This is a genomic window from Brachybacterium sp. SW0106-09 (genome assembly GCF_001293905.1).
Taxonomy (GTDB): Bacteria; Actinomycetota; Actinomycetes; order Actinomycetales; family Dermabacteraceae; genus Brachybacterium; species Brachybacterium conglomeratum.
Window position 1 is genome coordinate 14,530 of record NZ_BCAK01000010.1, and the last position, 20,518, is coordinate 35,047.

17 protein-coding genes are annotated in these 20,518 nt (G+C 72.0%); 4 read left to right on the forward strand and 13 right to left on the reverse strand.

Annotated features, from left to right (window positions below; translation table 11 throughout):
* Nucleotides 1-3 precede the first annotated feature (3 nt).
* Nucleotides 4-780, reverse strand: a complete 777-nt coding sequence (locus tag Y09_RS06235) for an SDR family oxidoreductase (RefSeq protein ID WP_053916954.1) — start codon at nt 778-780, stop codon at nt 4-6.
* Between the two features lie 153 nt (nt 781-933).
* Between Y09_RS06235 and Y09_RS06240 the strand changes: the two genes are divergently transcribed.
* The 3 genes from Y09_RS06240 to Y09_RS06250 all read left to right on the forward strand — a co-directional run bounded on the left by Y09_RS06240 (nt 934) and on the right by Y09_RS06250 (nt 5,390).
* Nucleotides 934-3,225 carry an HAD-IB family hydrolase gene (locus tag Y09_RS06240; protein ID WP_053916956.1) on the forward strand — a complete coding sequence of 764 codons (2,292 nt, stop codon included), beginning with the start codon at nt 934-936 and terminating at the stop codon, nt 3,223-3,225.
* Nucleotides 3,222-4,502, forward strand: a complete 1,281-nt coding sequence (locus Y09_RS06245) for a YibE/F family protein (protein WP_234695654.1) — start codon at nt 3,222-3,224, stop codon at nt 4,500-4,502. The genes Y09_RS06240 and Y09_RS06245 overlap by 4 nt, the downstream gene beginning before the upstream one ends.
* 201 nt (nt 4,503-4,703) lie before the next feature.
* Entirely contained in the window at nt 4,704-5,390 is a 687-nt protein-coding gene (locus Y09_RS06250; protein ID WP_053916958.1) for a hypothetical protein, read from the forward strand.
* Nucleotides 5,391-5,430: 40 nt separating this feature from the next.
* Here Y09_RS06250 and Y09_RS06255 read toward each other — a convergent pair whose 3' ends face one another.
* The 10 genes from Y09_RS06255 to Y09_RS06300 all read right to left on the reverse strand — a co-directional run bounded on the left by Y09_RS06255 (nt 5,431) and on the right by Y09_RS06300 (nt 18,097).
* Complete coding sequence (locus Y09_RS06255; RefSeq protein ID WP_053916959.1) at nt 5,431-6,219, reverse strand: amino acid ABC transporter ATP-binding protein; 789 nt, start codon at nt 6,217-6,219, stop codon at nt 5,431-5,433.
* Nucleotides 6,219-7,199 (reverse strand): amino acid ABC transporter permease, encoded by a 981-nt coding sequence (locus tag Y09_RS06260; protein WP_133675615.1) that lies wholly within the window; start codon nt 7,197-7,199, stop codon nt 6,219-6,221. The genes Y09_RS06255 and Y09_RS06260 overlap by 1 nt, the downstream gene beginning before the upstream one ends.
* Nucleotides 7,196-8,128: an ABC transporter substrate-binding protein gene (locus tag Y09_RS06265; protein ID WP_010549428.1), complete on the reverse strand. Its 933-nt coding sequence runs from the start codon at nt 8,126-8,128 to the stop codon at nt 7,196-7,198. Before Y09_RS06265 ends, Y09_RS06260 begins: the two co-directional genes overlap by 4 nt.
* 51 nt (nt 8,129-8,179) lie before the next feature.
* Nucleotides 8,180-10,225 (reverse strand): ABC transporter ATP-binding protein, encoded by a 2,046-nt coding sequence (locus Y09_RS06270; RefSeq protein ID WP_053916960.1) that lies wholly within the window; start codon nt 10,223-10,225, stop codon nt 8,180-8,182.
* On the reverse strand, nt 10,225-11,961 hold the full coding sequence (locus tag Y09_RS06275) for an ABC transporter ATP-binding protein (RefSeq protein WP_053916961.1): 1,737 nt from the start codon (nt 11,959-11,961) through the stop codon (nt 10,225-10,227). Before Y09_RS06275 ends, Y09_RS06270 begins: the two co-directional genes overlap by 1 nt.
* Nucleotides 11,962-12,094: 133 nt before the next feature.
* On the reverse strand, nt 12,095-12,757 hold the full coding sequence (locus Y09_RS06280) for a DUF6318 family protein (protein WP_053916962.1): 663 nt from the start codon (nt 12,755-12,757) through the stop codon (nt 12,095-12,097).
* A 36-nt stretch (nt 12,758-12,793) separates the two neighbouring features.
* Nucleotides 12,794-13,669 (reverse strand): class I SAM-dependent methyltransferase, encoded by an 876-nt coding sequence (locus tag Y09_RS06285; protein ID WP_053916969.1) that lies wholly within the window; start codon nt 13,667-13,669, stop codon nt 12,794-12,796.
* Nucleotides 13,670-13,677: 8 nt separating this feature from the next.
* Nucleotides 13,678-15,561 (reverse strand): ABC transporter ATP-binding protein, encoded by a 1,884-nt coding sequence (locus Y09_RS06290; RefSeq protein WP_053916963.1) that lies wholly within the window; start codon nt 15,559-15,561, stop codon nt 13,678-13,680.
* Complete coding sequence (locus Y09_RS06295) at nt 15,558-17,588, reverse strand: ABC transporter ATP-binding protein (protein ID WP_053916964.1); 2,031 nt, start codon at nt 17,586-17,588, stop codon at nt 15,558-15,560. The genes Y09_RS06290 and Y09_RS06295 overlap by 4 nt, the downstream gene beginning before the upstream one ends.
* Nucleotides 17,585-18,097 carry a DUF456 domain-containing protein gene (locus tag Y09_RS06300; protein ID WP_053916965.1) on the reverse strand — a complete coding sequence of 171 codons (513 nt, stop codon included), beginning with the start codon at nt 18,095-18,097 and terminating at the stop codon, nt 17,585-17,587. Before Y09_RS06300 ends, Y09_RS06295 begins: the two co-directional genes overlap by 4 nt.
* Nucleotides 18,098-18,217: 120 nt before the next feature.
* Between Y09_RS06300 and Y09_RS06305 the strand changes: the two genes are divergently transcribed.
* The gene (locus Y09_RS06305) at nt 18,218-18,604 is read left to right on the forward strand and encodes a hypothetical protein (protein ID WP_053916966.1); all 387 of its coding nucleotides are present in this window, start codon (nt 18,218-18,220) and stop codon (nt 18,602-18,604) included.
* 10 nt (nt 18,605-18,614) lie between these two features.
* Here the strand turns inward: Y09_RS06305 and Y09_RS06310 are convergent, their stop codons facing one another.
* Entirely contained in the window at nt 18,615-19,595 is a 981-nt protein-coding gene (locus Y09_RS06310) for a beta-ketoacyl-ACP synthase III (RefSeq protein WP_053916970.1), read from the reverse strand.
* A 159-nt stretch (nt 19,596-19,754) separates the two neighbouring features.
* Nucleotides 19,755-20,518: SbcC/MukB-like Walker B domain-containing protein (locus Y09_RS06315; protein ID WP_304438700.1), on the reverse strand; the 764-nt coding region annotated here is incomplete at its 5' end.

Consider the following 20,518-nt stretch of genomic DNA (forward strand, 5'->3'; position numbering starts at 1 on the left):
CGATCACTTCTCCCGGTTGCGGCGATGGCTGAGCAGCGCGCTGAGCCGCGCGACGAGTCCGCGCGGGGTGGTGCGCAGGGCGGCGGAGATCAGCTTCCAGCGCTTCGAGGGGACCGAGACTGGCCTGCCGCGGGCGACGTCGCGCAGGCAGTCCTCGACCAGGCGGTCCGCGTCCAGCCACAGCACGCCCGGGATCGAGGAGCCCTTGATCCCGGCGCGGGAGTGGAACTCGGTGCGGACCCAGCCCGGCATCAGGGCGGTGACCTGCACGCCGGTGCCTGCGAGCTGCACGCCGAGGGACTCGGAGTAGTTGCCCACCCACGCCTTGATCGCGGAGTAGTTGTTCTGGGTGACCAGCGCGGAGACGGAGCCGACGTTGATGATCCAGCCGCGGCCGCGACGGCTCATCCCTCGGCCCGCCGCACCGCCGAGCTTGAGGACGGCGCGGATCATCACCTCGAAGCCGAGGTCATGGGGGGTGAGGTCCTCGTCGAGCAGGCCTGCGCGCACGGAGAAGCCGGCATTGTTCACGAGGACGTCGACGGGGTCGGTGTCGGACTCGAGGCGATCGGCGACCCGCTGCTGGGCGTCGCGGTCGGCGAGATCCGCGACGATCGTCTCGACGACGACGCCGTGCTCGCGACGGAGCTGCGCGGCCGACTCCTCGAGGCGATCGGGATCCCGCGCGACCAGCACGAGGGCGCTCCCCCGGCCGGCGAACGCTCTGGCGAAGGCCGCCCCGATGCCTGCGGTGCCGCCGGTGATCAGGGCCCTATGCATGGCGGCTACGATACACTAGCGCCGCCCTGACCAGCGCGGAGAAGCCGCCGGGCAGAGACACCGCGGACGCGTCGCGCGCGCAGGCCCGCCCGGGCCCTGCCGCTGGCCTCCCGGGTCAGTCCGGCACCTCCGCCCCCGTCCCCAGAGGATCCCATGTCGCACACCTCCCCCGCCGCCGCCCCGTCCACCCCCGGGGGCACCGGGGGGCGACGGATCCTGCTCACGGGCGTCACCGGATTCCTCGGCCAGGCCGTCCTGCGCTCGCTGCTGGAGACCACCGAGGACGTCCACGTCACCGCCGTGGTGCGCCCCAAGGGCTCCGTGACGGGCCGCAAGCGCCTCGAGCAGCTGCTGCGCAAGCCCGTCTTCGCCTCCTGGGGCGAGCTGCTGGAGAAGGAGGGCGCGCTCGGCGGCGCGGCCGACGGGAAGGCGCGCCTGAAGGAGATCTTCGACGCGCGCGTCGGCGTGCTCGAGGGCGACCTCACCGACATGCCCGCGATCACCGAGCCCGTCGACACGGTGATCCACTCGGCCTCCTCCGTCTCCTTCGACCCGCCGATCGACGACGCCTTCCGCACCAACGTCGGCGGCGCCCGCAACCTCTACGAGGCGCTGCTGGCCTCCGGCCAGGACCCGCACGTGATCCACGTCTCCACCGCCTACGTCGGCGGCATCTCCAAGGGGCTGCGCCAGGAGGGCTCGCTGCGCTCCGACGTCGACTGGCGCGCCGAGTACGACGCCGCCCTCGCCGCCCGCGAGCGCGTCGAGGCGGAATCCCGGAAGCCCGAGACTCTCCGCTCCCAGATCCGCACTGCGAAGCTGCAGGTGGGCCGCATGGGCCCGAAGTCCGTCGCGAACGTCTCCGAGGAGGCGCGGCGCGACTGGGTCCAGCAGCGCCTGGTCGACTTCGGCCGCACCCGCGCCCAGTCCGTCGGCTGGACCGACATCTACACGTTCACCAAGGCGATGGCCGAGCAGGTCGCCGAGGAGCTGTGGGCAGGGAACGGCCATCGCGTCTCCTTCGTGCGCCCCTCCATCATCGAGTCCGCCATGAAGAAGCCCTACCCCGGCTGGATCGACGGATACAAGGTCGCCGACCCGCTGATCATGGCCTACGGCCGCGGCATGCTGCCGGAGTTCCCGGGCCTCGCGGACTCCATCCTCGACGTGATCCCCGTCGACCACGTCGTGAACGTCATCGTGGCGCTCGCGACCCAGGACGTCTCCCGTCGCGGCGACGACGCCTACTACCAGGTCGTCTCCGGCGCCTCGAACCCGATGCCCTTCCACGAGATGGTCACCGCGGTGCGCGAGTACTTCACGAAGCACCCGCTCGAGGATGAGAAGGGCCGTCCGATCGAGGTGCCCGAGTGGTCCTTCCCGGCGGTGGAGATGGTCGAGCAGCGCTTCCGCGCCAAGGAGCTCACCGCGAAGATCGGCTCGACCGCGGTCGCCTATCTCCCGGCCACCAAGCGCACCCGCGAGTGGACCTCGAACCTGCACAAGGCCACCTCGGGACTGACGATGCTGCGCAAGTACATCGAGCTGTACCGCCACTACACGAAGACCGAGATGGTCTTCGACGACGCGAACACGCGGGCGCTGCGGGCCGAGCTGCCGGAGGAGTTCCTGGCCACCCACGACTTCGACGTCACCGGGATCGTGTGGAAGGACTACTTCCAGAGGCAGCACCTGCCCGCCGTCACGGAGCTCACCAAGGCATACTCCCGGGCGAAGTCCGCCCAGAAGCGCCGCGCCTCCCGCCCGACGCCCGAGCTGAAGCAGTCCACGGACTCGCTCGCGATCTTCGACCTCGACGGCACCGTGCTGGCCACGAACATCGTCCAGCAGTACTTCGCCGTGGTCCGCGCGACCCGCCCCCGCCGCACCTGGCCGGCCGAGATCGGCGGCCTGCTCGCCGCGGTGCCGGGATACCTGCGCGCCGACCAGCGCGACCGCTCCGAGCTGATCCGCCTGGTCAACCGCCGCTACAAGGGATACCGCGCCGAGGAGCTGCGCGCCCTCATGAAGGGCGAGGCCGGGCGTCGCATCCGCGCCTCGATCCGCCCGGAGGCGCTGGAGACCATCGAGCGCCACCGCGCCGCCGGGCACCGCACCGTGCTCGTCTCCGGCGCGCTGGACGTGCTTGTCGAGCCGCTTGCGGACCTCTTCGACGAGGTCGTCGCCACCCACATGGACGAGGACAGCAGCGGGGTCATGACCGGCTATCTCGCCACTCCCCCGCTGGTGGACGAGGCCCGGGCGAACTGGCTGCGCAAGTACGCGGCCCTGCACGGCGCGGACCTGTCGACCTCCTACGGCTACGGCGACTCCCACGCCGACGCCGCCTGGCTCGCGCTCGTCGGCACCCCCGCCGCGGTCGCCCCGGACCTGGGGCTGTACGCCGTGGCGAAGAAGAAGCGCTGGCAGGTCCTGGAGTGGTGAGCCACGGCAGGCGGGCCCGTCGCGCGGACGATGCGCCCGCCCCCGCGCACACCCACTCGCACTCCCACGGCGCCGGCTCCCCCGCGCCCGTCGGCCGCCGTCCGAGGATGGTGCTCACCGCGCTGGTCCTCGCGCTGCTGGCTGCGACCGTGGCGGGCCTGATCGTCCTGTGGCCCGGTGCGTCCACCCCCGCCGCCGAGTCCGAGTTCCTCGCCCCGGGCGTCGAGATCGTCCCGGTCACCGTCACCGAGGTGCCGGAGGTCGGGGACACCGAGGAGAGCGTCCTCGTCGAGGCGGTCGGTCGCGCGGACCCGCTGGACGGGCAGGGCGTCCTGGTGGAGGTGCCGCCCCAGATCGCGGCCGACGGCATCCGCGCCGGCGACCGGCTGCGGGTGCTCGACCTCGGCGATCAGGGCGCTGGAGGCGTCGAGGAGACGTCGGCCCCGGTCCTGTTCTACTTCGACCACGAGCGGGCGCTGCCGCTGGGCCTGCTGCTGCTGGCCTATCTGCTGCTGGTGGCGCTCGTGGCGCGCGGCAGCGGCCTGCGGGCGATGGCGGGCCTCGCCGCGGGCGTCGCGATCGTGCTGTGGTTCATGCTCCCGGCGATCTTCGCCGGCCAGGACCCGGTGCTGGTCGCGCTGGTCGCCGCCTCGGCGATGATCTTCCCGTGCGTCTACTTCGCGCACGGGATCTCGGTGCGCACCACCACCGCGGTGCTGGGCACCTTCGGCGGCATCGCCGTGACGGTGCTGATCGCCCTGCTCGCGGGGCGCGCCACCGGCATGACCGGGGCCGACGGGGACGCCGCCCAGATTCTCTTCTCCAGCTACCCGCAGCTGTCGCTCTCGGCCGTGTTCCTGGCCGGGGTGATCATCTCCGGGCTCGGTGCGCTCAACGACGTCACCATCACCCAGGCCTCCTCCGCCTGGGAGCTGCGCGCCGCCATGCCGACCACCTCGCGCTTCACGGTGTTCGCCGCGACCATGCGCATCGGTCGGGACCACATCGCCTCGACCGTCTACACGCTGGCCTACGCCTACATCGGCTCGGCGCTGCCGCTGCTGATGTACGCCAGCACCATCAACCGCTCCCTGCTGGGCACGCTGACCTCCGGGGAGATCGCGGCGGAGATCTTCCGGACCCTGGTCGCCTCGATCGGCCTCGTGCTCGCGATCCCGCTAACCACGGCGATCGCCGCCGCCCTCGCGGCGCCCTCGGCGGGCGGGGCGGGCCGCTCTCGCCGCCGGCAGCTCGAGGAGCGTCCGGCCCGGTCCTGAAGCCGCGGAGGGGCGCCTCGGCGGAGCGCTCTCGCCGGCCGTGCGCGCGGCGCCGGCCCTCTGCGCGCACATGTCCTCCGCGCCGACGCCATGGGCGATGGGGAGAACTCCCCATGCACCGCTGCCTGGGGAGTCCTCCCCATCGCGAGCGGCGGTGACCTGCGCATAGTCTTCGATCACCGACACACCGAGGAGGACACCATGTCCCGAACGATCTTCGCCCGAGGCGCCGCCCTGGCCGCCGTCACCGTGCTCGCCCTGACCGCCTGCGGCGGCGCCGATGAGGCCCCGGCCGAGCCGGACCCGGCGGCCGGCGTCGCCGAGGAGGAGGCCGATCCGGCCGCCGAGGAGGAGGCCGACGACGCCGCCTCCGACGCGGGCGGTGAGGAGGACGCCGAGGTGAGCACCGAGGAGGAGGGCGGGGACGCCGCTGCGGCCGGCGAGGGGACGGTCGTGGAGATCGGCACCGAGCTCACCGACGAGGAGACCGGCGACGTGGTCACCATCGTCTCGGCCGTGCGGAACAACCCCACCGAGTACTACATGGCCTCGGACAACCCCGACGGCGAGATGATCTACCTCGAGGTCGCGGTCACCCCCGGCGAGCAGTTCGGCGGCGTCGTCAGCCAGCAGGACTTCCTGCTCGACGACGGCGGCGAGGAGGTCAACTACGCCTCCACCGCGGACGACGAGCTGACCGCCGCGGGCTACACCTACTTCGAGGGCGCTCCGCGCCGCGACGGGGAGGCGACCGGCTACATCCCCATCTACGTCGAGCAGAGCGGCGACGTCCTCAAGGGCGCCTACGTGCGTCCCGAGGCGAAGATCCTCGGCGAGGACGAGACGATCCCGGAGTTCCGCGGCGAGTTCGAGATCCCCGCGGCCTGAGCCGCACCCGGCACGGCCGACCGGTCCCAGCACCGACAGCTCAGAGCACCGACGCGAGGAAGCCCTTCAGGCGCTCCGAGCGGGGGGCGTCGATGACCTGCTCGGCCGTGCCGCTCTCGAGGATCCGTCCCTCGTCCATGAACACGACCTGGTCGGCGACCTCGCGGGCGAAGCCCATCTCATGGGTCACCACGACCATGGTCATCCCCTCGGCCGCGAGGTCCTTGAGCACGGTGAGCACCTCGGAGACCAGCTCGGGGTCCAGGGCGCTGGTGGGCTCGTCGAAGAGCATCAGCTCGGGGTCCATGGCCAGCGCCCGGGCGATCGCGACGCGCTGCTGCTGCCCGCCGGAGAGCTCGGAGGGGTAGTGGTCGGCGCGGTCGCCGAGCCCCACCCGCTCCAGCAGCTGGCGGGCCTTCTTCTCCGCGGCGTCCTTCGGCAGGCCGCGCACCTGCACGGGCGCCTCCATCACGTTGGCGAGCGCGGTGAGATGCGGGAAGAGGTGGAAGCGCTGGAAGACCATGCCGATGCGGGAGCGCTGCGCGGCGATCTCGGCGGGACGGAGCTTCTGCCAGCGCCCGTCGGGCAGGGGCTCGGCGCGGTAGCCCTGCACGACCCCGTCGATCAGGACGCGGCCCGCGGTGGGCTCCTCGAGCTGGTTGATGCAGCGCAGCAGGGTGGACTTGCCGGAGCCGGAGGGGCCCACCAGCACGGCCACCTCGCCGGAGCGGACGGTGAGGTCGCAGCCCTTGAGGACGTGGAGGTCGCCGAAGGTCTTGTGGACGCCCTCGACCTGGATCACGACAGGGTTCTCGTCGTTCTGGCTCATCACAGCTCCACCTCCGGGAGCGGGTCCTGCGGGGTCGTGCCGGCGCTGTTCACGGCGGCCTGGCGGGAGCGTCCGCCGCGGCCGGGGCGGGCGGGGGTGCGGGCGTCGAAGCCGCGGCCGAAGTACCGCTCGAGGTAGTGCTGGCCCACCATCAGCACCGAGGTGATCGCGAGGTACCACAGCGCCGCGACGATCAGCAGCGGGATCGGGGTGAACAGCTTGTTGGCGATGCCGTTGGTGGCGAAGGTGAGGTCGAGGGTGAAGGGCACCGCGAGCACCAGCGAGGTGGTCTTCAGCATGCCGATGGTCTCGTTCCCGAGCGGCGGTACGATCACGCGCATGGCCTGCGGCACGATGATGCGGCGCAGGATCGTCCCGTTCCCCATGCCGAGCGCCTTGGACGCCTCGGTCTGGCCCTTGTCCACGGAGTTCAGGCCGGAGCGGATGATCTCGGCGAGATAGGCGCCCTCGTTCAGGCCCAGCCCGATCACGGCCGCCCAGAAGGCGGTGAGCAGGTCGCGGGTGGAGAAGCTCCACAGCTCCGGCCCGAACGGCACTCCGACCACGATCTTGGGGACGATCACGGTGAACAGGCCCCAGAACACGAGCTGCGTGTACACCGGGATGCCGCGGAAGACGAAGATGTACGCCCAGCTCACGCCGCGCAGCACGGGGTTCTCGGAGCGGCGCATGATCGCGGCGGTGAGCGCGACGACGGTGCCGAGGATCATCGACAGCAGGGTCAGCAGCAGCGTCCAGCCGACGCCCTGGACCACCTTCACGTCGAGGAGATAGGTCGCGACGGTGCCCCATTCGAGCACGGGGTTGGTCACGAGGAAGCCGACGAGGCCCGCGGCGAGCAGGGCCACGATCACGGCGGAGATCCAGGTGCCGGGGCGCGGCGCGGCCTTCGCGCGGATCGGGGTGAAGCCGCCCTCGGTCGCGGGACCGGCGGGGCTGGGGGTCTGGGTGGTGGTCACGGCTGGGGGTTCACTTCCGCGGTCGGGATCATTCCTGCCTCGTTGCCCCATGCAGCGAGGATGCGCTCCATGTGGCCGTCGTCGATGAGGTGCTGCACGGCGACGCGGATCGCCTCGGCCAGCTCGGGCTGGTCCTTGGAGACGACGATGCCGTTCAGCGCCGACTCCTCGATCTCGCCGATCGGCTCGAGGGTCCCGCGGGAGCGGGCCACGGCGTAGGCGGTGACCGGGGAGTCGGCCATGAGGATGTCGCCCTTGCCGCCGGCGACGTTGGTCGCGGCGTCGGAGTTCGAGGCGTAGGCGAGCATGTCGTAGCCGCCGAGGCCCTGGTCGCGGCACTCCTGGGAGCGCTCGATGGAGAGCTCCTCCTGGTAGGTGCCGACCTGGAGGGCGACGCGCTTGCCGCACAGGTCGTCGGGATGGATGTCGTAGGGGTTCCCGGCCTTCACCGCGTAGGAGATGCCGGCCTGGAAGTAGGACACCATGTCCACGGCGGCCAGGCGCTCCTCGTTGACGGTGAAGCTCGACATGCCGACGTCGTAGGTGGAGCCGACGGCGGGGATGATCTGCGCGAACACCGCCGCCTCGGTGCGGGTGGCGAGGCCGAGGACGGCGCCGATCCCGGCGAGGATGTCGATGTCGTAGCCGATCGCCCTCCCGCTCGAGCCGACGAACTCGCCGGGGGCGTAGTTCAGGGCGGCGCCGTTGACCAGCTCGCCGCGCGCGCGGATGTCCGCGGGGACGAGGGCGGAGATCTCGGGGACCTCCTCGATGCCGGAGAGGTCCACCTCGGGCACGGCGTTCGACTCGGCGTCCAGGCGCTCGGAGGCGCGGGTGCAGGAGGCCAGCACCGGGGTGAGCGCGCCCGTGGCGAGGGCCAGGGGCGCGGCGCGCAGCAGGGTGCGGCGACGGGGTCGGAGGGAAGTCACCGATGAATAGTATTCATAACCCTGCATGGCCACAACTCGGTGTCAGGTCCCTCACCCCATCGCGATCGGCCCGGTCGTCGTCGGCGCCTCTTCGCCTCCGGCGTCCTGCGCGGCCAGCACCTCCTCCGCGTCGAGGTCGACCGCCGCGCCCTCGAACTGGGAGCGGTACAGCCGCGCATAGGCGCCGCCGGCCGCGAGCAGCTCCTCGTGGGAGCCCTGCTCGACGATGTCCCCCGCCTCCATCACGAGGATCAGGTCCGCGTCGCGGATGGTGGAGAGGCGGTGGGCGATGACGAAGCTGGTGCGTCCCTCCCGCAGGCGGTTCATCGCGTTCTGCACGAGCACCTCGGTGCGGGTGTCCACGCTCGAGGTCGCCTCGTCCAGGATCAGCAGGCTGGGCCGGGCGAGGAAGGCTCGGGCGATGGTGACCAGCTGCTTCTCGCCGGCGGACAGGGTCGATCCGTCGTCGTCCACGATGGTGTCGTAGCCGTCGGGCAGCTGGCGGGCGAAGTCGTCGACGTGGGTGGCGACGGCGGCCTCGATCACCTCGTCGTCGGTCGCGTCCAGCCGCCCGTAGCGGATGTTCTCGCGCAGGGTGCCCTTGAACAGCCAGGTGTCCTGGAGGACCATGCCGGTGCGCTCGCGCAGCTGGGCGCGGGTGAGGTCGCGGATGTCGATCCCGTCGATGGTGATCCGTCCGCCGTCGATCTCGTAGAACCGCATCACGAGGTTCACCAGCGTCGTCTTCCCGGCCCCCGTCGGCCCGACGATCGCGACGGTGTGGCCCGGGTCGGCGACGAGCGAGAGGTCCCGGATCAGCTCGCGGTCGGGGCTGTAGGAGAAGCGGACGTGCTCGAACTCGACGCGCCCCTCGCGGATCCCGGCCGCAGCGGTGATCTGTGTGGTCTCGGGCTCCTGCTCCTCGGCGTCCAGCAGCTCGAAGACCCGCTCGGCGCTGGCCACGCCGGACTGCAGCATCGTCGCCATCGAGGCGACCTGCGAGAGTGGCTGTGTGAACTGGCGGGAGTACTGGATGAAGGCCTGCACGTCGCCGAGGGTGAGCTGGCCGGAGATGATCCGCAGACCGCCCACGATCGCGACGACGACATAGCTCAGGTTCCCCACGAACATCATCAGCGGCATGATCAGGGAGGAGACGAACTGGGCGCCGAAGGTGGCGCGGAACAGGCGGTCGTTCTTCTCCTCGAAGCGGGCGGCGACCTCCTCGCGGCGGCCGAAGACGGTCACCAGAGCGTGCCCGGTGTAGGCCTCCTCGACCTCGGAGTTCACCACGCCCGTCGCGTCCCACTGCTGGGCGAACAGCTTCTGCGCCCGCGAGCCGACGACGCCGGTGAGCACGAGCGCCACGGGGATCACGGCGAGCGCGATCAGCGAGAGCTGCCACGAGATCATCAGCATCATCACCAGCACGCCGAGCACGGTGAGGATCGAGTTCACCAGCCCCGTGACGGTGTTCATCAGGGTGTTCTGGATGTTGTCGATGTCGTTGGTGACGCGGGAGAGGATCTCGCCGCGCTTCATCCGGTCGAAGTACTTCAGCGGCAGGCGGTGCAGCTTCTCCTCGACGTCGCGGCGCAGCCGGGAGACCATCCGCACCAGGATCCGGTTCAGCGCCACGCCCTGCAGCCACATCAGCAGCGCGGAGACGGCGAAGAGGCCGACGGCCAGGCCGAGGGTCTGGTACAGCGCGCCGAAGTCGATGCCCTCGCCGGGGGTGAGGGTCATCCCCGAGAGCATGTCCGCGAACTGCTCCTGGCCCTGCGCGCGCAGGCCCTCGATGACCTGGTCGGGGTCGGCACCGGCGGGCAGGCCCTTCGAGATCAGGCCCGTGAAGATGATGTCGGTCGCGCGGCCGAGGATCCTCGGCCCCACCACGGAGAAGCCCACGGACACGACGCCGACGAGGATCGCGGCGATCAGGTACGCCCGCTCGGGGCCCATCTCGCGCAGCAGGCGCTTCGTCGAGGGCCAGAAGTCCTTCGCGCTCTGGCCCGGGCGCAGTCCGCGCTCGGCGTCCTTCTCCGCGGCGATCTCGTCGGCCGGGCTCTCGGCGGGGGTGCTCTCCGCGGTGCTCATCACGCCACCTCCTCCTCGACGCCCTGGCTGCGGACGATCTCGCGGTACGTCTCCGAGCCCTCCAGCAGCTCGGCATGGGTGCCCTGCCCGACGATCCTGCCGTTGTCCAGCACGAGGATCAGATCCGCGCCGGTGATGGTGGAGACGCGCTGGGCGACCACGAGCTGGAGCGCGTCGCGGGTCTCGGGCACGAGCGCGGCGCGCAGTCGCGCATCGGTGGTGAGGTCCAGCGCGCTGAAGGAGTCGTCGAAGAGGTACAGCGACGGCTTCGCGGCGAGCGCCCTGGCGATGCAGAGCCGCTGGCGCTGCCCGCCGGAGACGTTCGTGCCGCCCTGCGCGATCGGGGAGTCGAGCTGCTCGGGCATCGCGGCGACGAAGTCCCGGCCCTGGGCGACGGTGAGCGCGTGCCAGAGCTCCTGCTCGTCGGCGTCAGGGCTGCCGAAGCGGAGGTTCGTCGCGACGGTGCCGGAGAACAGGTAGGGCCGCTGCGGCACGAGGCCGACCCGGTCCCAGAGCACGCGGGCGTCGAGGTCGCGCACGTCGTGCCCGTTCAGCAGCACGCGCCCCTCGGTCGCGTCCATCAGGCGCGGGACGAGGTTGATCAGGGTGGTCTTGCCGGCGCCGGTGCCGCCGATGATCGCGACGGTCTGCCCGGCGCGGGCGGTGAAGGAGATGTCCTGGAGCACGGGTCGCTCGGCGCCGGGATAGGTGAAGGAGACGTCCTCGAAGGTCAGCTCGATCGGGCCCTCGATCTCCCGGATCCCGTCGGTGCGCTGGTGGACGCTGGTCTCGGTCTCGAGCACCTCGGTGATGCGCTCGGCGGAGACCATGGCGCGCGGGATCATCATCGTCATGAAGGTCGCCATCATCACCGCGATGAGGATCTGCATGAGATAGGCGATGAAGGCGGTGATCGAGCCGATCTCCATCTGGCCGGAGTCGATGCGCGGCGCGGCGACCAGCAGCACGAGGACGCTCGACATGTTCAGGATGAACATGATGATCGGGTTGATGAGGATCATCAGCAGGCCGATGCGGCGGTTCAGCTCGGTCAGCTCGCCGTTGACCACGGCGTAGCGCTCCCGCTCGCGGTCCTCGCGCACGAAGGCACGCAGCACGCGGATGCCGGTGATCTGCTCGCGCAGCACGCCGTTGATGTCGTCGATCTTACCCTGCATCTGCTTGAACAGGGGCGCCGCACGCGCGATGAGCAGGCCGACGGCGACGAGCATGACCGGCACCATCACCGCGATCAGCCAGGCCATCCCCGGCTCGACCCGCAGCGCGAGGATCACCCCGCCGATCCCCGTGACGGGGGCCTGGACCAGCATGTTCAGGGAGAAGAAGATCAGCATCTGCACCTGCTGCACGTCGTTCGTGGAGCGGGTGATGAGGGAGGGGGTGCCGAACTCGGCGAGCTCGCGCGGGGAGAAGGAGTTCACGCGGCGGAAGACCGCCTGGCGCAGGTCCTTGCCGACCCGCATCGCGGAGCGGGCGGCGAAGAAGTTCGCCGCGACGAGCGCGATGATGTTCCCCAGCGAGATCACCAGCATGATCCGACCGAGCTCCCAGATCACGGGGACGTCGGCCTTCGCGACGCCGTCGTCGATGATGTCGGCGTTGAGGGTGGGGAGGTAGAGGGCGGCCAGCACGCCGGCGATCTGGAAGAGCACCACGAGGAGCACCCAGATCACGTACGGCTTCAGGCCTCCGAGCACGAGGCGCAGCAGGGTCACGAGAATCCTTCCGAAGGGCCGTCCGGGCCGGGCAGGATCCGGTGGGCCCCGGAAGCATAGGCACAGGCGCCTGACAGGGGCATCCGACTATCGGAGGTTCCGCGCAGGGCGGAGCCGGTGAGCGTCGGGCGGGTCAGCCCGCTGCGCCGCCCGCGTCGGAGGCCGCGCCCTCGGGCGGGGCGATGGACATGTCCGTCACGCGCCAGCGCTCCCCGTCCCAGGCGACCGTGGCGATCAGCTGCCCGGTCACCTCGTCGAGGGCGTTGGCCTGCAGGCTCGGGTCGTCGACGAGGATCGAGGCCTCCTGCGTGAACTGCGCGGTGACGGTGCCGGTCGCGGGCGGCTCCCCGGTGCCGGCGAAGCTGGTGGAGTGCACCTCGAAGGCGCCGCCGGTGAGATAGCCGTCCTGGGCGGCGAGCTGCTCGGCGTTCTGCAGGAAGGTCGCGCACACCTGGCAGTTCGGGTCGACCTTGTCCTCCCAGACGGAGATGTCGCCGCTGCTCATCATGTAGTCGTAGGACCCGAGCAGGTAGGTCAGGGTCGCCTCGGCCCCGGCCTCGCTCTGCTCGGTCAGCTCTGCCGGCTCCTCCGGGCGCGGCAGGTCCGGGCGGGGCGGCTGCTCGGCGGGGTCGGCCGTCGGCCGGTTCTCCGGGTTGCCGGGATCGGCCGCGTTCTCGCTCGCCTGCTCCTCCTGGCCGCCTGGGTTCAGCAGCTGCGAGATGCCGAGCGCGCCGACGGGGACGAGCAGCACGAGCGCGAGGGCGACGACGATGAGGCGTTGGACGGGGCGGTTCACGGGCTCCACGGTAGAGGACGCGGCGGGGAGGCTCCCTCAGCGGGCGCGGTACAGGAACAGGTCGGTGCGGTAGGGCACGCCGACCCTCGCCCCGGGGGCGTGGCCGAGGTGGTCGTGGAGGTACCAGTCGAGGTTCGTGAGCACCTTCTGCCGCCGCTCCTCAGGGGCGGTGATCACGTAGCTGCGGGTGCGGGCGAGGTCGATGACGTCCTGGGTGGGCATCGGGTCCTCCCAGGTGAGGGCGCGGCGCTCGGTGAGCTCGAGCCCGGGGCCGACGGTGGGGTCGAAGTCCTCGCGATGGATGTCGCCGGCGTGCATGATCCGCGACAGCCGGTGCACCCAGGGGATCGTCACGTCGAGCATGTTCCACACCAGGGCGAGCACGCCCCCGGGAGCGAGCAGCCGCAGCACCTCGGCCGACGCCGCCTCCGCGTCGAACCAGTGCCACGCCTGGGCGACGGTGACCAGCTCGGCCGACGTCGCGGGCAGCCCGGTCGCCTCGGCGGGAGCGACGCGGGTGGCGAGAGCGCCACGGGCTCCGCGACGACGGGCGGTCTCCAGCATCGCCGCGCTGGTGTCCACCGCCGTCACCTCGAACCCCCGCTCCACGAGCGCCCACGACAGCTTCCCCGTCCCCGCCCCGAGATCCACGGCGCGGAGCGACGAGGCGGCATCGGCGGACGGCGCGCCGTCGGAGGTCGAAGCGGTGCCGGAGAGCAGCGCGGGGACACCGGGCAGCGCCGCGAGCATCGCCTCCAGCGCGGCCGGCGGGTACCCGGGCCGCAGCCGGTCGTAGTCCTCCCCCTGCCCCGCAAAGGCGCCGGCGAGCGCCTGCTTGCGCACCTCGCTCCCGAAGCGCGGCTCGTCGCGGGCGGAGATCGGCGGGGTCGGCGGGTGCAGGGGGTCGCTCATCGCACCGTTCACCGCTCCGCCCGGTGCGCGACCCAGGACCGGTGCAGCCCGGCGTAGATCCCGCCCTCGAGGTCGACGAGCTCGGCGTGGGTGCCGTGCTCGACGAGGTCGCCCTGGTCGAGCACCATGATCCGGTCGGCGCGCTCGGCGGTGGAGAGCCGGTGGGCGATGGTGATCGTGGTGCGGCCGCGGGCGAGGCCGTCGATCGCCTGCTGGAGGCGCACGTCGGCGGCGGGATCCACGGCGCTGGTCGCCTCGTCCAGGACGATGATGTCGGGGTCGGCGAGATAGGCGCGGGCGAGCGCGACGAGCTGCCGCTCCCCCGCGCTGAGGGACTCACCGCGCTGGCCGACGGGGGTCTCCAGCCCCTCCGGCAGCTCCTCGGCCCAGGTGCCGAGCCCCAGCTCGTCCAGCGCCTGCCGCATCTGCGCCTCGCTCGCGTCGGGACGTCCGTAGAGCAGGTTTCCGGCGACGGTGGTGTCGAAGAGGAAGCCCTCCTGCGGCACCATGATCACGCGGGAGCGCAGCGAGTCGTAGGGAACGAGGTGCAGCGGCACCCCGCCCACCTCGATGGTGCCGGAGGCGGGGTCCATCATGCGGGTGAGCAGCTTGGCGAAGGTGGTCTTGCCGCTGCCGGTCTCCCCCACGATCGCGATGCGGGAGCGGGCGGGGATGGTGACGTCCAGGCCGTGGATGACCTCGGGGCCGGTCGGGTAGCGGTAGCGCAGCTCGCGGATCTCGATGTCGAGCAGCCCGTCCGGCAGCGGCCTCGCGCCGGGCACGGGGGCGTCGCGCCGGCCGGTGCGGGGGTCGATGGCGCCGCCGGGGTCGGCGACGTCGGCCGGGGTGTCGAGCACGCCGAGCACGCGCCGCCACCCGGCCACCGCGTTCTGCGCCTCCGAGAGCATCTCGATGCCCATGCGGACGGGCTGGCTGAACAGGGAGACGAGGAAGACGAAGGCGACCACGCCGCCGGCGGTGAGGTCGGCGCCGGGCAGGTCGATCCCGAGCGCTCCGGTGCCGAGCACCACCCCGACCACGACCACGACGGCGGTCGCGAGCCCGTCGGCCGTCTCCGAGAGGAAGAAGGACGCGGACTGGGGGCGCAGCACCGAGAACTGGGCGTCGCGCACCGCACCGATCCGGCCGACCTGGGCCTGGCGGGTGCGCTCCTCGGTGCCGTAGGCGCGCACGGTCGCGGAGCCGACGAGGGACTCCGAGACGGTGCCGAGCATCTCGCCGACCTTCGTGCGCACCACCTGGTAGCGGGCTCGGATCCGCTTCTGCAGGGAGCCCATGATCACGAGGATCGGGAGGTAGCACAGCCACACCACGAGGGCGAGCGGCCAGGAGTAGAAGGCCATCACGGCGGTGGCGAGGACGAGCTGGAAGCTCATCACCACCAGCATGATCCCGCCGAAGCTCATGAACTGGCTGACGGTGTCGACGTCGCTGGTCACGCGGGAGACGAGGGCGCCGCGCTGCTCGGTGCCCTGGGTGAGCAGGGACAGGTCGTGGATGTGGCGGAAGGCGCGCTTGCGCAGGGTCGCCAGCGACGTCTCGGCCAGGCGGAAAAGGCGCCGGTTCATGAGCACGTTGCAGGTCGCGGTCGCGAGCAGGACGAGGGCGGCGAGTCCCGCGGCGCCGGCGACGAAGGCGACGTCGGGGGACTCGGGCGCGATGATGCCGCGGTCGAGGATGGCCTGGACGGCGATGGGCACGACCACCTTGCCGGCGGTCGCGATCACGGCCAGCAGCAGGGTGATCCACAGCCCGCGCAGCAGCTCGGGCGTGAGGGCGAGGCCGCGGCGGATGGTCGCAATCGCGCCCTCGTCGGCGGCGGTCTCCCCGCCGAGCTCGGACGAGGTGCGGGCTGCGGGTGCGGCGGTCATCGCCCTGCCTCCTGATCGGTGCGGACCGCGGGGATCCCGCCGGTGCGGGTGGGCGGCTCGCACTCGCCCTCGTCGGCGACCGACTCCTCGTGGCGGTGGCGTCCCGCGCTGTGGATCTCGATCGCGCCGGTGACGGGGTCGGGCTCCTCCTCGGGAGCGTCGCTGGGCGGGGGCTTGGAGGCCTCGAGCAGGCTGTGGGAGATCGCGGCCTCGTCGTAGGCGTCCACCAGCGCGCGGTAGCCGGCGCTGCGCGCCCGCAGCTCCTCATGGGGGCCGACGTCGGCGACGCGGCCGTGGTCGAGGAACACGACCCGGTCGGCGAGCGAGATCGTGGACTTGCGGTAGGCGATCAGCAGCAGCGTCGACTCGGTCATCTCGCGGCGGATCCCGTCGAGGATCGCGAGCTCGACGCTGGGGTCGCAGGCGCTGGTGGCGTCGTCGAGGATCAGCAGGCGGGGCCGACGGGCCAGCGCCCGGGCGAGCGCGATGCGCTGGCGCTGCCCGCCGGAGAGGGAGCCGCCGCGCTCCCCGAGCTCGGTGTCGAGCCCGTCCGGCAGCGCGTCGACGAAGGCCTCGGCCTGGGCGACGCGCAGCGCCCAGCGCACGGTCCGCTCGTCGATGTCCTCGCCGAGGGTGACGTTCTGGCGCACGGTCGCGTCCATGACGAAGGCCTGCTGCAGCACGAGGGCGACGTCGGCCGTGAGCGCCTCGGCGGTGAGGCTCTCGAGGCGGGCACCGTCGAGGCTGATCGTGCCGCTGCTCGGCGGGACCAGGCCCGCGGCGAGCAGCGCGAGGGTGGACTTCCCGGAGCCGGTCGCGCCGACGACGGCCAGCACCCGGGTCCCGGCCGTCGGGTCGGCGCGCAGGGACACGTCGGTCAGGGCATGCCCCTCGCGCACGGCGAGCTGCTCCTCGCGGACGCCGCGGCCGAGGATCACGGCGGCGGGGTCGTCGCGGTAGACGAAGGAGACCTGGTCGAACGCGAGCACGCCGGGTCCGCTCGGCAGCGGGTCGGGGCCGTAGGTGCGCTCCTCCTCGACGTCGAGGATCTGCTGCACGCGGCCGCCGCCGACGACCGTGCGGGAGAGGTCCCCGAGCACCCAGCCGAAGGACCGGATCGGCAGGGACATCAGCGTGAACAGGTAGGCGACCTCGACGAGCTGCCCGGTGCTGAGGTGCCCCTCCCCGATCCGCCAGGCGCCGAGCACGGCGACGGCGAGGATGCCGAGGTTCGGGAGGGCGTCGATGGCGGGGTCGAACCAGCCGCGGATGTAGCCGAAGCGGATCCCGGTCTCGCGCAGGTCGTCGGCGGCGCGGGTGAAGCGCCGCTCCTCGACGTCCTCGCGGCCCAGGGATTTCACCACGTTCGCGCCGTCGAAGGACTCGTGGGCGATCTCGGCGACCTCGGCGCGCAGCTGCTGGGAACGCATCGCGATCGGGGTCGCGAAGCGCTGCAGGAGCACGTTGAGGATGATCAGCAGCACGATCAGCGCGAGCATGACCAGCAGGATCACCGGGTCGATGCGGGCGACGACCACGGTCGCGTAGGCCAGCATCACCAGGGTGGACAGCGCGAAGGGGAAGGGCGCCATCGCGAAGAAGGTCGCCTCGACGTCGGAGTAGACGGAGCTGAGCAGGGTGCCGGTGGCCTGGCGGCGGTGCCACAGCAGCGGCACCTTCGCGTAGACCTGGACGATCCGCTCGCGGTAGAGGCGGAAGAGGTCGAACTGGGCGGCGGCGGCGAAGACGCGCCGCGCCATGACGGTCACGGCGCGGGCGACGGCGATGCCGAGGATCGCCGCTCCCCCGCCGAGGACGAGCGCGGGGGCGACCTCGCCGCTGGCGAAGGAGGGGACGACGACGTCCTCGGTGACCCACCCGATGATCGAGGAGGTCGCGATCTGGAGCAGCGCGAAGGCGGTCGCGCCGAGCACGGCGAGGACGAACCAGCGCTTCTGCTCCCACGAGCCCTTCAGCAGGCGCTTCAGTCCGGGGACGAGGACGGCGGGGTGCTGCGAGGTGGTCATGCGGTCGCGAAGTGCACGATGACCGCGATCGCGAAGGTGAACGTGGACAGCACCGCCAGGGAGAACTCGATGAGGATCCCGGTGCCGAGGGCCTTCAGCGCGATCCATGTGTTGTCCAGGCCCTTCCTCCAGTCCTTCAGCCGCAGCGACTCGGCGACGTACAGTCCGGCGAGGAAGCCGATCGGCAGCCCGAGGAAGGGGATGACGAAGAAGCCGACGACCGCCGCGGCGATCGCGACGTAGACCGGCCACATCGGCACCTCGGCCGCGTGGAGGCGGCGCCCGGTGAGGACGTAGCTGGCGGTCATGCCGGCCGCGCCGAGCAGGAGCACGATCCCGAAGGCGACCCAGGCGGGCCAGCCGCCGATCAGGATCGCCCAGACCAGGGTCGCGATGACGATCGTGATGGTGCCGGGCAGGACCGGCACGATGATGCCGGTGAGGCCGACGGCGTAGGCGAGTCCGGCGAGGACCGTGACGATGATCTGGACGGTCAGGGAATCGACCACGAGGTCCTCCGGGGCGCAGGTGCGGGTGGGGCCTCGTCGATCCTATCGGCCCGCTCCGGGCGCGGGAGGTCCCCTACGATCGGCCGGGAGACCACAGGGGGGGCGGGGATGGCACGAGGGATGACACGGCGAGGACTGCCGGCGACGCTCGCCGCCGCGGGTGCGGCGGTGCTCGCCGCCTGCTCCGGCCGGCGCGACGACCGTCTGGCCACCGAGGAGCACGAGGTCGTCGCGCCCTCGGGGGCGTTCACGGCGATCGTCGTCGCCGACGGGGAGGAGCTGCGCCCGACGATCCGTGACACGTCCGGCGAGCCGGTGTGGACCGACGACCTCCCGCACGTCGAGCGCTACTTCCCGGGAGTCGTGTGGGAGTCGGGCGCCGACGTGCTGTGGGTGCTCTCGACCGACCACGGCGACTCCTCCGTGCGCCAGGACGGGGCGGGGGCCTGGGCGCGGACCATGGGCGGCGACGGCATGCCGGAGGACATCGCCGAGCTGGCCCGCTGAGCGCCGCACCTCAGGGCAGGCGCACCACCTGGCCCGCCCAGGAGAAGCCGCCGCCGAAGCCGACCAGCAGCGCGGTCGCGCCGGAGGGGATCCGCCCGGCCTCGCGCATCCGCGAGATCGCCAGCGGGATCGTCGCGGCGGAGGTGTTGCCGGAGGTGATGATGTCGTCGGCGACGATCGCGTCCTCGCGCAGGCCGAGCGCGGCGGCGAGCGGCTCGATCATGCGCAGGTTCGCCTGGTGGGGGACGAACACGTCGATGTCCTCCATGGTCAGCCCGGCGGCCTCGACGATCCGCTGCGAGATCTTCGGCGCCTCGCGCAGCGCCCAGCCGAGCACCTGCCGTCCCTGCTGGGCGAAGGCGGGGCCCTCGCCGTTGATGGTGACGGCGTCGGCGAGCTCGGGGACGGTACCCCAGACGACCGGCGCGATGCCGGGCTGGTCGCTCGCGGTCAGCACCATCGCGCCCGCCCCGTCGGCGGTGAGGATGCAGGTGGTGCGGTCGGTGTAGTCGGTGACGGCGGAGAGCTTCTCCGCACCGATCACGAGGGTGGTGGTCGAGGCGCCGGTGCGGATCGACATGTCGGCCACGGCCAGCGCGTGCTCGAAGCCGGAGCAGGCCGCGCCCACGTCGAAGGCGGCGGGCGCGGGGATGCCGAGCTGCTGGGCGACGCGGCCCGCGGCGCTCGGGGAGCGCTCGTGGTTGGAGCAGGTCGCGACGATCACCTGCGTGATCTCGGAGGGGTCGACGCCCGCATCGGCGAGCGCATTGCGTCCCGCGATCGCGGCGAGGTCGCCGACGTCGACCCCGTCGGCCGCGATGCGACGCTCCTCGATGCCGGTGCGCTGGCGGATCCACTCGTCGCTGGTCTCGACGAGCTGCTCGAGGTCGGCGTTGGTCATCACGCGGTCGGGCCGGTGGTGGCCGGTGCCGAGGATCCTCGATCCGGCCGCGGGGGCCTGGGTGGCGAAGGGGCGGGGGCTCGTGGTCATGGTGCTCTCCTGGTCCGACGGATGCATCGATGGTAGGCGCAGTCCTCAGCGCAGGTTCGCCAGCGGTTCCACGTGCCGCGGCTCGCGGCGGTGTCTCGAAGGTCTCCTCCCGCTTCGCGATGAAGGTGCTGAAGAGCCCTCGCCCCACGCGGGGTGGTCTCAGGCCGTGACGGTCAGGGTCGAGCGGGCGTCGGCGCCGCGGCGCACGTGGATCTGCTCGGCGATCTGGGACTTCATGTCGCCGACGTGGCTGACGATCCCGACGGTGCGGCCGCTCTCGGCGAGCCGCCCGATCTCCCGCACGACGGTCTCGAGGGTCTCGGGGTCCAGGGAGCCGAAGCCCTCGTCGATGAAGAGGGTCTCCATCTGCACCCCGCCGGCCTCCCCCATGACGATGTCGGCGAGGCCCAGGGCGAGCGCGAGGGAGACGAAGAAGGTCTCGCCGCCGGAGAGGGTCTCGGGCACCCGCACCTGGTCGGTGCGGCGGTCGAGGACCAGCAGGTCCAGGCCGGTCTTCCTCGCGCCGCGGGCGCCGCGGTCGCGCTGCAGCTCGAGCTCGGAGCCGGAGAAGAGGGCGAGACGGGCGTTGGCCGCGTCGATCACGGCGTCCAGCCGCCACATGAGCACGTAGGTCGACAGCTGCACCCGCTCGCCGTCGGCGGAGCGGCCGGTGGCGAGGTCGGCGACGCGCACCACGACCCCGGCGTCCTCGCCGACGGCGCGGACCTGCGCGGAGGCGGCGGCGAGGGCCTCGCGAGCGGAGCCGGCGCGCTGGGCCACGCCGGCGCTGCGGGCGGCGAGCCCCGCAGCCTCCCTCGCGGCGGTCTGCGCGGCGGTGAGCCTCTCCCCCACGGCGACCAGCGCCGCCTCGGCCTGTTCACGGGCCTCGTCGGTGGCGACGGTGTCCGCGATGCCGTCCTCGG